Source organism: Streptomyces sp. NPDC055025 (genome assembly GCF_053608565.1).
In genome coordinates, this window is sequence record NZ_JBSGVS010000026.1 from 48,682 (window position 1) to 61,917 (window position 13,236).

Genomic DNA, 13,236 nt, shown 5'->3' on the forward strand with positions numbered 1-13,236 from the left:
GGGCAGGGCAGGGGCAGCACGGGTGCGCGGGGGGTTTGCGCCATACGGTCGGTTCGGCTCAAGCCGTGGGCGTGCCGCGGCCGAAGGAAGGGTGTTCGTCGCTCGCGGGCCCGGTCCGGCCGCGGGCGGTTCCGCCTTTTCAAGGAGCATGTATGCGCCTGAGCGCGCGCTGGGCACCGATCGTCCTTCTGCTGTTCGTTCCCCTGATCAGTGGCGCCGGTATGAGCCGTCAGGCCGGTATGAGCGGTGAGGTCCGCTCGAACGGTGACGTCCGCCTGAGCGGTGACGCCGACCTGAGTGGTGACGTCGGCGGCGCCGGCGCGACGGCCGGGGCCCGGCAGGTTCCCGTACCCGTCGAGCGTTCCGTCAGCGCGATTCCCGGCCAGTACATCGTCACGCTCAAGCCCGCGTTCTCGGCGGCCACGGTGGTACGGCAGCTCGGGGTCAAGCCTCTGTTCACCTACGGGACCGCGCTGCGCGGGTTCGCCGCGGCCCTCACCGGGGAGCAGCTGCGCGCCGTACGGACGTTTCCCGCCGTCCAGGCCATCGAGGAGAACGCGCGGATCAGCGTCGGCCCGCCGTCGGCCGAGCGAGCGCGGTCCGTGGAGAAGCCGGTCGGGAGGGCGGTTGGGAGGGCGGTCGGGAAGTCGGTCAGGAAGGCAGCTGGGAAAGCGGTCAAGGCCGAGAGCTGGGGGCTCGACCGGATCGACCAGCGGAAGCTGCCCCTCGACAACGACTTCACCGTGACCGGTACGGGCAGTGGCGTCACGGCGTACATCGTCGACACCGGTATCGAGACCGCGCACAGCGAGTTCGGCGGCCGCGCCACCGTCGGCTTCGACGCCATCGGTGACGGACGCGTCGGGCAGGACTGCAACGGCCACGGCACCCACGTGGCGGGCACCACCGGCGGCGCGACCTACGGCGTGGCACGCTCGGTCTCCCTGGTCGCCGTCCGTGTCCTGAACTGCCAGGGGAAGGGCGACTGGGCCGGGGTCATCGCCGGATTCGACTGGGTCGCGGCCAACGCCAGGCAGCCCGCCGTCCTGAACGCCTCCATCGGAGGATCCTCGTCCGCGGCGGTGGACAGCGCCGTCGACGCCGTCACCGCCTCGGGCGTCCTGCCCGTCGTCGCGGCCGGCAACGAGTCCCAGGACTCCTGTGGTGTCTCGCCCGCCGGAGCCACGTCGGCGCTCGCCGTGGGGGCCACCGACAAGCAGGACGGCGAGGCCCGCTTCAGCAACTACGGTCGCTGTCTGACGACATACGCCCCCGGCGTCGCCATCGTCTCCGCCAAACTCGGCGGCGGCTCCAGCACGCTCAACGGCACCTCCATGGCCAGCCCGCATGTCGCCGGGGTCGCCGCCCTGCTGAAGGCGAAGTACCCGACGGCCTCCCCGGCGGAGCTCACCGGCTGGCTCACCGACGCGTCGACCAAGGACGTGGTCCGTCCCATCAGCACGGGCTCGCCCAACCGTCTGCTCTACACCGGCGGACTCTGACGGACTTCAGCGGGCCCCGCCCGTACGGGACGTGGCCGGGCCGACTCCCCACCGGGGGTCGGCCCTTCCCGTGCCACAGGCGATGAGTTTCCGCGGGTGGTGGAGTCGTAGTCGTAGTCGTCGGTGTGTACGCCTGTGTTTACGCCTGTGTACGCCTGTGCGCGCCGACAGATGGCGACGAGTGAGAGACGAGTGAGGAGAGCGGAACCATGCTGCTCAAGGACAAGACCGCGGTGATCTACGGCGGCAGCGGGGCCATCGGCGGCGCTGTGGCCCGGACCTTCGCACGGGAAGGAGCGCGCGTCTTCATCGCCGCCAGGACCCCCGCGCCGCTGGAGCGGGTCGCCTCCGAGATCGGGGACGAGGGCGGCGCCGTCGAGGCCGCCGTGCTGGACGCGCTCGACGAACAGGCCGTGGACGCGCACGCCGCCGATGTCGCCGCGCGGGCCGGCGGCATCGACATCTCGTTCAATTTGATCTCGCACGCCGATGTGCAGGGCACCCCGCTCGCGGAGATGCCGTTCGCGGACTTCCAGCAGCCCGTCATGACCGCCCTGCGGACGAACTTCCTGACCGCGCGGGCCGCCGCGCGCCATATGATCCCCCGCCGCTCGGGCGTGATCCTGGTGTTCGGGGGGTACGGCGACCCGAGGCCCGACTGGAATCTGGGCGGGCTGCAAGTGGCGCTCCAGTCCGTCGAGGCGCTGCGCCGACAGCTCGCCGGTGAGCTGGGACGGTACGGAATCCGGGCGCTGAGCATCCAGACGGCGGGAATCGTGGACACCATCCCCGAGGACTTCGAGGGCGGCGAGGAGATCATCGAGGACACCGTGTGCCGGACGCTGCTCAAGCGGGCCGCGACGCGGCAGGACGTCGCCGAGGTGGCAGCCTTCGCCGCCTCCGACCGCGCCCGGTCCATGACCGCCACCGCGTTCAACATCACCTGCGGAACGGTGGTCGACTGACTCGCCCGAAGCGGAGGCCGGGGTCGCCCGAGGTCGGCCGGGGCGGCAGACGACCGGCAGACGACCGGAGGCCGGGCGGAGCCGGGCGGAAGACAGGCGGTTCGACCGGGAGGCGGCCGTCGAGTAGCGTCGCGGCGGGCTGACCGGCCCCTGGACGCTGAGAGAGGTGCCGAGGTGCCCGAGCCGCACATCCTGACCGCGCCGGGGGCGCCCTTCGCCGTCGTACGGGCCGAGAACGGTTCGCTCATGTACGCCGACGGACCGCGCACCCTGCGCGAGTTCGTGGAGGCGACCTGGGCGTACGGCGACCGGCCGTTCCTGGTGGCGGAGAGCGGGACGTACACGTACGGGGAGTTCTTCGCCGCCGCCTCCGCGCTGGCCAACCGTCTGCTCGACGTCTACGGGCTCCGCCCCGGCGACCGTGCCGTCATCGCCATGCGCAACCACCCCGAGTGGCAGATCGCCTTCTGGGCGGCCCAGCTGGCCGGGCTGGTCGCCGTACCGCTCAACGCCTGGTGGACCGAGGACGAGTTCACGTACGCCCTGGACGACTGCGCACCGCGCGTCCTGCTGGTGGACGGCGAGCGGCTGCCGCGCGTGGCGCGCTGGGCCGAGCGCGAGGGCGTCCGGATCCTCGTCTTCCACGGGAACGCGGACGACGCGGAACACGCAGACCTGGCGGAACACGCAGACCAGGGGGAGGGGATCGAGGGGATTGGGCGGATCGAGCGGTACGAGGATCTGCCCGCCCCCGATCCGTTCACCGCGCCGCCCGATGTCGAGGTACGGGCCGAGGACGACGCCACCATCATCTACACGTCCGGAACCACCGGGCGGCCCAAGGGCGCCGTCGCCACCCAGCTCGCCCAGGCCGGTGCGGCCATGAACCCGCGCTACCACGCCGCCGCCTCCGCCCTCGCGCGCGGACGGATCCCCGGGCAGGGGCCCGCGCCCGTCGCGCTGATGACGTATCCCTTCTTCCATGTGGCCGCGTTCACCTGTCTCTACTCGGCCATGGCCGTCGGCGGCACGCTCGTGCTGATGCGCGGGTGGGACGCGCGGCAGGCCCTGCGGCTGATCCGTGAGCACGGGGTGACGTACTACGCGGGTGTCCCGGCCACCGCGCTCCAGCTCCTGGACGCGGCGGAGACGGAGGCGGCGGAGGCCGGTGCCGGGGGCGGTGCCGAGAGCGACGCGCTGGAGACGCTGACCCTGTTCAGCACCGGTGGCGCCGCCGCCCCGCCCGCGCTGGTCGGCCGGCTCACCGCGCGCTACGGCGAGCGCGTCGAGCCCCGCAACGGCTACGGCCTGACGGAGACCTGCGGCGGGGTACTGGCCGTCTTCGGTGAGGAGTACCGGCGCTTCCCCGACAGCGTGGGCCGGCCGACGCCCGCCACCGAGGTACGGATCGCCGGACTGGCGGGCGGGTCCGCACCGGGTGAGTCCGTACCGGAGGGCCAGGTCGGCGAGCTCTGGCTGCGCGGCCAGGCGCTCGTACGCGGCTACTGGCGTGACGAGGCCGCCACCGCCGAGGCCTTCACACCCGACGGCTGGTTCAGGACCGGCGATCTCGCGCGGGTGCGCGACGGCCGGGTCACGGTGGTGGACCGGATCAAGGACATGATCGTCAGGGGCGGTGAGAACGTGTACTGCGCGGAGGTCGAGGCCGTGCTCCACGCCCATCCCGAGGTCGTCGACGCCGCGGTGCTGGGCATTCCGCACCCGGTGCTGGGCGAGGAGGTCGCGGCGGTGGTACGGCTCAGACCGCGCGCCGAGCCGGACAGCGGTCCAGGCTCCAGGAGGCCGGACGCCAAGGCCAAGGCCAACGCAGACACCGGCACCAACGCAGACACCGGCACCAACGCCGGCACCGGCGCCGAAGAGCTGCGCGCACATGTCGCCGCCCGTCTCGCCGCCTTCAAGGTTCCGGCCCATGTGCTCGTACGGGAGGACCCGCTGCCGCGCAATCCGGCCGGCAAGATCCTCAAGCGCGAGCTGCGGACCGAGGTACTCAGGGCCGTGACACCCGCACCCTGAAATTCCCGCCGGGCTCCTTCGCCATCACGGTGATCCGGATGTCGTGCTCGCTGTCGACGAAGGTGTCGCCCGGCAGATAGAGCGCGTCCGACAGCTCCGCGTGCACATTGGGGCGCCGAGTGCAGCCGCCGCTGTTCTCGCGGCTGTCCGAGACCGCGATCGGGCCGCGCCCGGTGTCGACCGTGGAGTCCACCCGGTAGATCAGGACGCCGGGCGCGCAGACCGCCTCGTCGTTACCCTCCCGGGTCCGTACCTCCACCGCGTAACCGGACTCCTTGGAGAGCGGTACGAAGGTCATCTTGGGGCCGCCCGTCCTCGCCAGCGGCTCCAGCAGATACTCGCTGACCCCGGACACGGACGCGCAGCGGATCTGTTCGTCGTCGAGCCAACCGAGCTTCCACTTGTGCCAGCCCAGCAGATCGTTGTTGGCGCCCCAGTCCTCGGACATGATGTCCCAGTGCCCGACCGAGCTGCCGCCGTCCATGGTGTAGAGGTCGGGCAGGCCGAAGACATGGCCGTTCTCGTGCGGCAGCACCCGGTAGCCGGTCTCGCGGTACGAACCCGAACCGTCGTCCTGGCGGCTGTAGACGAAGGACGTGTTCGCGAGCGGCGCGCCGTCGGCCTCGGGCGCCTCCGAGTTGCCGGAGAAGGTGACGGACAGGACGGTGTCGAGCGCGGACGGCCCGGCGTTGGGGGTGACCAGGACATTGAGCAGGTCGTACGCGGCGAAGTCCACCCGGCTGTCGGCGGCGGACACGATGTCCTCGACGAGCCGCCGGTAGCCGGGCTCGTACGGCGCTCCGCGCTCTATCCCGTACGCCGCGAACGACAGCGGCATCCGCAGCCAGTCCGTCAGCGGGGCCTCGGCCTGGTAGTCGAGCCGCCCGTAGGAACTGGTCCTGAACCACTGGGACGTCTTCGGGAAGAACTCACCGAGCCGGTCGAGGGCCGTTCCCGGGCCCTGCGCGTCCGGGAAGTCGATCATGAGATTGAGTGCGCGGACCGTGCCGGTGGAGGGGGAGTAGCCGGGCGGGGTGGGCAGCCCCTCCGACATCTGGACGGTCGAGGTGGGCGCGATACGGCACTGGGTGAGGGAGGCGTCCCGGCCCGCGGCGACGGAGCCCGCGGAGGCGCGGGTGGGGCCGGGGAGCGTGCCGCTGGCCGTGGTCAGTGCGGCGAGGGTGAGGGCGGTGAGGCCGGCGAGGGCGCCGAGACGGTGGGAACCCCAATGGAATCGGCCGTGGCCTCTGTCGCAGGCGCTGTCGTCGGCGCTGCCGTTCCCGGCGGAACCGCCGGGGCCGCTGGTACCGCCAGGGCCGCTGGTACCCCCGTGGCTGGTGGTACAGCCGGGACTGGCGGTGGAACTGTCGCCACTGGTGTCGTGGCCCGTGTCGCCGGCACTGCCGCCGGTTCTGCGTATCCGACGCGTCTGCTTCATGCGGCCGCCTTCGGGTCCGCGGCAGTCGGCCGTCCTGACTGCACTCTGTTCGATCACCCTCTGCCGGTCGGCGTGTCGGCGCTCGCTGGGTGCGCCCGATCGTGGGTTCTTTCCCCTGCGCAGGCATTTGTGACGCGGGTCACAAGGAGGAGTGAAATAACCGGGGAGCACATCCCCGTTTGCATCTAAGTCCCCGGAGAACGGGGACGGACCGAGGACGAGAACCGAGGGAAGGCCCCGACGTGACCACCGCGACCACCACCGCCGGACCCGAAGCGCGCCGTGCCACCCGGCCGCGCGCCGACGCCCTGCGCAACCGGGAGCGGATCGTCGTGGCGGCGCGGGAGCTGTTCGTGGAGTACGGGGCCGAGGCCCCGCTCGACGAGATCGCCCGCCGCGCCGGAATCGGCAATGCCACGCTCTACCGGCACTTCCCCGACCGCCATGCCCTCATCCACGATGTCGTGCTCTACGTCATGGCCCGCGCGTCGGACCACGCGGAGCGCATCGCCGTCGAGGAGTCCGACCCGTTCACCGCGCTGCGTATCTTCGTGCACACCGCGGCGGACGAGCGGATCGGGGCGCTCTGCCCCATGCTTTCGAGCACGTTCGACCGGGCGCGTCCCGACCTGGACGCCGCGCGTGAGCGACTCGAAGGGGCGGTCGAAGGGCTGATGGAGCGGGCACGGCAGGCGGGGCGGCTCCGTAAGGATGTCGCCGTCGGTGATCTGATGGTCGCACTGTCCCAGCTCACCCGCCCGCTCCCCGGCACCGGCTGTGTGAGCATGGACCGGTTCACCCACCGGCATCTCCAGCTCTTCCTCGACGGCCTGGAGGCACCCGCCCGGTCTCAACTGTCCGGCTCGGCAGCGACCCTGGAGGATCTGCGCCGCGCCGCTCCGTGACGCGCCCCTGAACCATGAACTCCGGCCCCGGAGGCCCAGCCCGGCGGCCGAGAACGAAGCCCCTACGGGCCGCCCGGCCCCCGGGCGGAACCGGCCGCCGCAGTTCGTCCCGCACCGACGCGGAACGCCCCGTGGCGCCGACGTCCCGGCGGTCGACCCCACGACCCCGTACCCCGGCTCCCGTACCGGTGGCTTCCGCGACCACTCCGTCAGACCCGATCCGATCGATCCGATCCGTCACCGTCAGAGCCGTCATCCGGCAGACCGTCCCTCGGACCGTCTGTCCATGCCCCGGTCATCTGACGGCCCCGGTGACTCCATGACCTCGTAAGACCGGCAGCGTCGCCTGTACTTACCGACTTTCCGACATTTTCGTCTTTCCGCGTCCTTAGGTGGATACCTCCATGTCAAATTCAGCCGCCCCGGCCGAACCGGCCGCGTCAGCGCAGTCCTCGCCGTCGCCCACGTCCTCGTTCTCCGCAGCCTCACTCCCCGACCCCGGTCGGTGGAAAGCGCTGGTCTTCATCGCGCTCGCGCAGCTCATGGTCGTGCTCGACGCGACGATCGTGAACATCGCGCTGCCCTCCGCCCAGCAGGACCTGGGCATATCCGACGGCAACCGCCAGTGGGTCATCACCGCCTACGCCCTCGCCTTCGGTGGTCTGCTGCTGTTCGGCGGACGTATCGCCGACCTGTGGGGACGCAAGCGCACCTTCGTCGTCGGTCTGCTCGGCTTCGCCGCCGCGTCGGCGCTCGGTGGCGGCGCCACCGGTGAGGCGATGCTGCTCGGCTCCCGCGCGCTCCAGGGCGCCTTCGGCGCGCTGCTCGCGCCCGCCGCGCTCTCGCTGCTCGCGGTGATGTTCACCGACGCCAAGGAGCGCGCGAAGGCGTTCGGCATCTACGGAGCCATCGCCGGTGGCGGCGGCGCCGTGGGTCTGATCCTCGGCGGTGTGCTCACCGAGTACCTGGACTGGCGCTGGACGTTTTTCGTCAACATCCCGTTCGCGATCGTGGCCGCGCTCGGCGCGTACTTCGTGATCCGCGAGCCGGCCGGCAGCCGCAACCCCTCCGCGCTGGACATCCCCGGTGTCGTGCTCTCCACGCTGGGCCTGGTGTCGCTGGTCTACGGCTTCACCCGCGCCGAGTCCCACGGCTGGTCCGACTCCATGACGATCTCGCTCTTCGTCGGCTCCGTCGTCCTGCTGCTGGCGTTCGTCGGTGTCGAGTCCAAGGTGAAGTCCCCGCTGCTGCCCCTGCGCGTGATCGCCGACCGCAACCGCGGCGGCGTCTATCTCTCGCTCGGCCTCGCCATCATCGCGATGTTCGGTCTCTTCCTCTTCCTGACCTACTACCTCCAGGTCGTGAAGGACTACTCGGCGCTCAAGACCGGCTTCGCCTTCCTGCCGATGATCGCGGGCATGATCACGGGTTCGACCCAGATCGGCGCACGGCTGATGACACGGGTGCCGCCGCGGCTGCTGATGGGCCCCGGCTTCCTGGTCGCCGCGCTCGGCATGCTGCTGCTGACGCAGCTGGAGATCGGCTCCTCGTACGCCGGTCTGATCCTGCCGGCGCAGCTCCTGCTGGGTCTGGGCATGGGTACGGCGTTCATGCCGGCCATGTCGCTCGCCACCTACGGCATCGAGCCGCGGGACGCGGGTGTCGCCTCGGCGATGGTGAACACCTCGCAGCAGGTGGGCGGCGCGATCGGTACGGCGCTGCTGAACACGATCGCGGCCTCGGCCACGACCGCGTACGTCGCCTCGCACGCGGCGACCACCAGCAACCGCCAGCTCCTTGAGCTGCGGGCGATGGTGGAGGGCTACTCCAGCGCGATTTGGTGGGCGGTCGGCATCCTGGCCGTCGCCTCCGCGATCGCCCTGACCTTCATCAACACCGGCCGTCCGGGCTCCTCGCCGGTCGCCTCGGGCTCCGGGGCCGGGAGTGCGGAGGACGCGGCGAAGGTACCGGTCGTGATGCACTGACGGCCGTACGTAGCCGACATATCCGCCGTAGCGACGTATCCGCCGTAGCGACGTGGCGAACGCGGAGACGTAAGAACGCGGAAGCGTAGAAGCGCCGAAGCGCGAAAGCGTAAAAGCGCGGAAGCGTAGAAATACGGAAACGCGAAAACGCGGAAACGAAGAACGGATCTGCCCTGGTGTCCCGCGCTTCAGCGGCGCCAGGGCAGATCCGCGCCCGTACCCTCCGGCTGAAGACCCGCGGCCATCACCCGCATGATCTCGCCGAGCTGCTTCACCTGCTCGGGGCTGAGCCGGTCGAAGATCGCCTGGCGTACGGCGGCGACATGACCCGGCGCGGACCGCTTCAGCACGTCGTTGCCCTGGTCCGTGAGAAAGGCGTTCTGGCCGCGCTTGTCGGAGGGGCAGTCCTCGCGCTGGACCCAGCCGTGCTGCTCCAGCCTCGACACCGCGTGGGAGAGCCGTGATCTGGTGATCTTGGCGTCCTTGGCGAGCTGGGTCATCCGCATACGGCGCCGCGGGGCCCGCGCGAGATGGACGAGCAGCGCGTAGTAGATGTGCGGCATCCCGGCGTCGCGCTGCAACTGACGGTCGAGATGGTCCTCCAGCAATGTCGTGGCCTGGAGGTATGCCTGCCAGACGCGCTGTTCCTCATCGCTGAGCCAGCGCGGCTCCTCGCCCGTACCGGCGTCTTTGCCGGTGGATGCCGTGGTCATGTAATCCACTCTACTCATTCTTGAAAGTTAAACTAGACGCGGATAGGCTTGTATGAGTTGAATGCTTGAGGTTTCAAGCGGATTGCCCCAGGTGAATCGCCCTGAACCCAGGCGAATCGCCCCTGAACGGGACGACCGAGCCCCAGCCGACACAGTCGCCGACAGAGTCCTGGAGTCGCCATGAACGCCGTCGCGGAGCGTATGCCCGCCCTCTACCTTTCCCATGGGGCCCCGCCGCTCGCCGACGATCCCGTCTGGCCGGCCGAGCTGGCCGCCTGGTCCGCCGCACTGCCGCGTCCCACGGCGGTCCTGGTGGTCTCCGCGCACTGGGAAGAGGCGCCGCTCGCGCTGGGCGCGACCGAGACCGTACCCCTCGTCTACGATTTCTGGGGCTTCCCCGAGCACTACTACGCGGTACGGTACGCGGCCCCGGGCGCCCCTGGACTCGCCGACTCCGTGAGGAAGTTGCTGCGCGGCGCGGGCAGGCCCGTGGTGGACGTGCCGGACCGCGGGCTCGACCACGGGGCGTATGTGCCGCTGGTGGAGATGTTCCCCGCGGCCGACATCCCCGTACTCCAGATCTCCATGCCCACGCTCGACCCGCGCGAGCTGCTGGAGATCGGACGCAGGCTGGCGCCGCTGCGCGACGAGGGCGTGCTGATCGTCGGCAGCGGTTTCTTCACCCACAATCTGGCGGCGCTGCGGCACCTGGGCGAAGGGGTGCCGGGCTGGTCGGCGGAGTTCGACGACTGGGGGACGCGGGCGCTGCTGGCGCAGGACGTCGACGCCCTGCTCGACTTCGAGAACAAGGCGCCGGCGGGCCGGCTGGCCCATCCCCGTACGGAGCACTTCGCGCCGTTGTTCGTGACGCTGGGTGCGGCGGAGGGTGAGCTGGACAGCGGCAGGAGCGTCATCGACGGCTTCTGGATGGGTCTTGCGAAGAGGTCGGTGCAATTCGGCTGAGGCCGTGCGTTGTCACTACTGCGGTGCGTTGTCACTGCCGAGGGGCGACTGAACTGCCGAGGGGCGACTGAGGGGGTACCTCGGCGAGGCGCTCCCGAGCAACCTGTGGAGGGCTCCGGCCGTCTTCTGGGTAGGAGCGCGGTAGAGGCGGCCCGCTCGTGGGCGGTCGCTCCTCGGGGGAGGGGGAAGCGCGATGAGGATGACGGCGGGGGTGCTGGAGGCGGCGCCTGTGAAGGTGTCACCGAAATGTGACAGCCGTCTCATGGAGGCGCTGGGCGCGGAAGCCGGCGGGAGTGCCGGGGATGTCCGCCGGCCGGGCCCTGACCTGGGTTTCTGTCCCTCTCTGGGGCATCTGTCCACCCCGGTCTGCGGCACAGGGTACTGCATGATCAGAAAATGTATGTACGCCATGGGAATTCTGTCCGGATTCCAGTCGTTGTTTCCTTCGGATGCAGGGCACCCGGAAGGGTGTCGCGACCTACTCAGTCCAGTAAGGGAGCTCGCATGGCAACCCGTGCCGTCGCCCGTCGTACCGCCGCCTCCGGTGGGACGAAAGCGGCAAGCAGTGTTCGCGCCGTAGGCGGGGAGATCGCCGACCGCGACCTGGTCGGCATGTACCTCGACGAGATCGCGCGTACGCCGCTGCTCGACGCCGCAAAGGAAGTCGAGCTGTCCCAGACCATCGAGGCCGGGGTCTACGCCCGGCAGATCCTCGACGGAGAGGTGCAGAGCGAGGCCGGTGGCGCTTCGCGTGAGGAGCTGGAGGCGCTGGTCGCCGCCGGCGAGCGCGCGAAGGACGTCTTCATACGCTCGAATCTCCGTCTGGTGGTGGCCGTGGCGCGCCGCTATCCGCGCAGCGGTCTGCCGCTGCTGGATCTGATCCAGGAGGGCAATGCCGGTCTGGTACGCGCGGTGGAGAAGTTCGACTACGCCAAGGGCTTCAAGTTCTCGACGTACGCGACATGGTGGATCCGCCAGGCCATCACCCGCTCCATAGCGGACCAGTCCCGTACGATCCGGCTGCCGGTCCATCTGGTGGAGGAGTTGGGCAGGATCCGCCGTGTGCAGCGGGAGTTCAACCGCGAGAACGGACGGGATCCCGAGCCCGAGGAGGTCGCCGCCGAGCTGGGCACGAACCCGGCGCGGATCAACGATGTGCTGGACTGGGCGCGTGACCCGGTCAGTCTGAACATGTCGGTGGACGACGACGGCGACACACAGTTCGGTGATCTGCTGGAGGACACCTCCGCGGTCTCGCCCGAGCAGTCCGTGCTGACGCTGCTGCGCAGCGAGGAGCTGGAGGACCTGATAGGCAAGCTCGACCAGCGGACGGCCTCGATCATCAAGATGCGGTACGGCATCGAGGACGGCCGTGAGCGGACGCTGACCGAGGTCGGCAAGCAGCATGGGCTGACCCGTGAGCGGATCCGTCAGATAGAGAAGCACGCTCTGCTGGAGCTGAAGAAGATGGCACGGGATACAGGGTTCGACGCGGCGGCGTGAGGACTTTTCGACGCGGCGGCGTGACGTCGCCGTCCAGTAGCCGTAGTGTCCCCCTTACTCGTACTGTCTCTTCGTACGCACCGGTCGATTCGTCGGCCCCCATAGACGAGCCCCGGCACCAACCCCCCCCAGGTGCCGGGGCTCACCCTTCTCCTCCGTCAGGTCCGTCCGCGGGTCTGTCCGCGGGTCTGTCCGCGGGTCTGTCCGCGGGTCCGTCCGTGACTCCCTTTCCGTCGGCGGTCGCGGTCCCGGTCGCGGTCGCCGCGCGGATCAGTCTGGCTCCCAGCGCACGCAGGCACTCCGTCAGCTCGGCCGGCTGACGCACCGTGAATTCGCAGTTGACCAGTGCCAGCCGCAGCGCCAGCCACTCCAGGGAGTCGGTCGTCGTGGTGCGCAGCCGGCAGGAGCCGGGGCCGGTTGCTTCGGGTGCGCCGAGATAGCCGGGGAGCCGCGCCCTCACGAATTCCACGGGCGCCGCGAAGCTCACCTCCACCTCGGTCCGCGGCTGCCTGCGTGACATCGACCGCCGCAGGAACTGCGCCGCGTCCCCGGTCGGCAGCTCGCGCGGGGTGAACCGGGCGCCGGTGGCGAAGGGCTCGCTGATCCGGTCGACCCGGAACGTACGCCAGTCCTCGCGTGCGAGGTCGTAGGCCACCAGATACCAGCGCCAGCCGGTGGAGACCAGACGGTACGGCTCGACCTGCCGCTTCGTCTCCGTACCGTCCCCCGAGCGATAGCCGAAGCGCAGCCGTTCGCCGCCCGTGACGGCGCCCGCCATCACCGTCAGGGTGCGGGGGTCGATGGTCGCGCCGTCGCCCCGGGTGACCGGGATCGTGGCGGCCTGGAGGGTGGAGACACGGTGCCGCAGGCGGGACGGAAGCACCTGCTCCAGCTTGGCGAGGGCGCGTACGGAGGCCTCGTCGACGCCTTCGATCGCATGGCCCGCCCCGGCCCGTAGCCCGACCGCGATGGCGACGGCCTCCTCGTCGTCGAGGAGCAGCGGAGGCATGGCCGTACCGGCGACGAGCCGGTAGCCGCCGATGGCGCCCTTGGTGGCCTCCACGGGGTAGCCGAGGTCGCGCAGCCGGTCGATGTCGCGGCGGATGGTGCGGGGGCTGACGCGGAGACGCTCCGCCAGCTCACTGCCCGGCCATTCGCGCGGGGTCTGGAGGAGGGAGAGCAGACTGAGGAGCCGCGCCGGGGTATCGGTCATACGAACCATGGT

Annotated in this window: 10 protein-coding genes; 7 read left to right on the forward strand and 3 right to left on the reverse strand. The window is 70.4% G+C overall.

The features are described from left to right. Positions 1–152: 152 nt before the first annotated feature. From ACWGDX_RS17855 to ACWGDX_RS17865, 3 genes are all read left to right on the forward strand, one after another. On the forward strand, positions 153–1,502 hold the full coding sequence (locus ACWGDX_RS17855) for a S8 family peptidase (RefSeq protein ID WP_453626575.1): 1,350 nt from the start codon (positions 153–155) through the stop codon (positions 1,500–1,502). A 209-nt stretch (positions 1,503–1,711) separates the two neighbouring features. Next, positions 1,712–2,467, forward strand: a complete 756-nt coding sequence (locus tag ACWGDX_RS17860; protein WP_453626577.1) for an SDR family NAD(P)-dependent oxidoreductase — start codon at positions 1,712–1,714, stop codon at positions 2,465–2,467. Positions 2,468–2,713: 246 nt separating this feature from the next. Then, the gene (locus tag ACWGDX_RS17865) at positions 2,714–4,504 is read left to right on the forward strand and encodes a class I adenylate-forming enzyme family protein (RefSeq protein WP_453626671.1); all 1,791 of its coding nucleotides are present in this window, start codon (positions 2,714–2,716) and stop codon (positions 4,502–4,504) included. Here ACWGDX_RS17865 and ACWGDX_RS17870 read toward each other — a convergent pair. Continuing rightward, on the reverse strand, positions 4,479–5,942 hold the full coding sequence (locus ACWGDX_RS17870; protein WP_453626579.1) for a M6 family metalloprotease domain-containing protein: 1,464 nt from the start codon (positions 5,940–5,942) through the stop codon (positions 4,479–4,481). The two genes, ACWGDX_RS17865 and ACWGDX_RS17870, sit on opposite strands and share 26 nt — an antisense overlap. A 242-nt stretch (positions 5,943–6,184) precedes the next feature. Between ACWGDX_RS17870 and ACWGDX_RS17875 the strand changes: the two genes are divergently transcribed. Next, on the forward strand, positions 6,185–6,847 hold the full coding sequence (locus ACWGDX_RS17875; protein WP_453626581.1) for a TetR/AcrR family transcriptional regulator: 663 nt from the start codon (positions 6,185–6,187) through the stop codon (positions 6,845–6,847). Between the two features lie 404 nt (positions 6,848–7,251). After that, positions 7,252–8,832 (forward strand): MFS transporter, encoded by a 1,581-nt coding sequence (locus tag ACWGDX_RS17880; protein ID WP_453626583.1) that lies wholly within the window; start codon positions 7,252–7,254, stop codon positions 8,830–8,832. A 188-nt stretch (positions 8,833–9,020) separates the two neighbouring features. Here the strand turns inward: ACWGDX_RS17880 and ACWGDX_RS17885 are convergent, their stop codons facing one another. Beyond that, on the reverse strand, positions 9,021–9,554 hold the full coding sequence (locus tag ACWGDX_RS17885; protein ID WP_453626673.1) for a MarR family winged helix-turn-helix transcriptional regulator: 534 nt from the start codon (positions 9,552–9,554) through the stop codon (positions 9,021–9,023). Positions 9,555–9,725: 171 nt separating this feature from the next. Between ACWGDX_RS17885 and ACWGDX_RS17890 the strand changes: the two genes are divergently transcribed. Continuing rightward, complete coding sequence (locus ACWGDX_RS17890) at positions 9,726–10,508, forward strand: dioxygenase family protein (protein WP_453626585.1); 783 nt, start codon at positions 9,726–9,728, stop codon at positions 10,506–10,508. Positions 10,509–11,012: 504 nt separating this feature from the next. Further along, positions 11,013–12,011 carry a sigma-70 family RNA polymerase sigma factor gene (locus ACWGDX_RS17895; RefSeq protein WP_453626587.1) on the forward strand — a complete coding sequence of 333 codons (999 nt, stop codon included), beginning with the start codon at positions 11,013–11,015 and terminating at the stop codon, positions 12,009–12,011. A gap of 142 nt (positions 12,012–12,153) precedes the next feature. Here ACWGDX_RS17895 and ACWGDX_RS17900 read toward each other — a convergent pair whose 3' ends face one another. Then, the gene (locus tag ACWGDX_RS17900) at positions 12,154–13,224 is read right to left on the reverse strand and encodes a helix-turn-helix transcriptional regulator (RefSeq protein ID WP_453626589.1); all 1,071 of its coding nucleotides are present in this window, start codon (positions 13,222–13,224) and stop codon (positions 12,154–12,156) included. Positions 13,225–13,236: the final 12 nt, after the last annotated feature.

What these genes read in the sequence shown, in the direction of transcription:
- ACWGDX_RS17880 (WP_453626583.1), top strand. Translation starts at nt 7,252, where the DNA reads ATGTCAAATTCAGCCGCCCCGGCCGAACCGGCCGCGTCAGCGCAGTCC.
- ACWGDX_RS17895 (WP_453626587.1), top strand. Translation starts at nt 11,013, where the DNA reads ATGGCAACCCGTGCCGTCGCCCGTCGTACCGCCGCCTCCGGTGGGACG.
- ACWGDX_RS17865 (WP_453626671.1), top strand. Translation starts at nt 2,714, where the DNA reads ATGTACGCCGACGGACCGCGCACCCTGCGCGAGTTCGTGGAGGCGACC.
- ACWGDX_RS17900 (WP_453626589.1), bottom strand. Translation starts at nt 13,224, where the DNA reads ATGACCGATACCCCGGCGCGGCTCCTCAGTCTGCTCTCCCTCCTCCAG.
- ACWGDX_RS17860 (WP_453626577.1), top strand. Translation starts at nt 1,712, where the DNA reads ATGCTGCTCAAGGACAAGACCGCGGTGATCTACGGCGGCAGCGGGGCC.
- ACWGDX_RS17870 (WP_453626579.1), bottom strand. Translation starts at nt 5,942, where the DNA reads ATGAAGCAGACGCGTCGGATACGCAGAACCGGCGGCAGTGCCGGCGAC.
- ACWGDX_RS17855 (WP_453626575.1), top strand. Translation starts at nt 153, where the DNA reads ATGCGCCTGAGCGCGCGCTGGGCACCGATCGTCCTTCTGCTGTTCGTT.
- ACWGDX_RS17890 (WP_453626585.1), top strand. Translation starts at nt 9,726, where the DNA reads ATGAACGCCGTCGCGGAGCGTATGCCCGCCCTCTACCTTTCCCATGGG.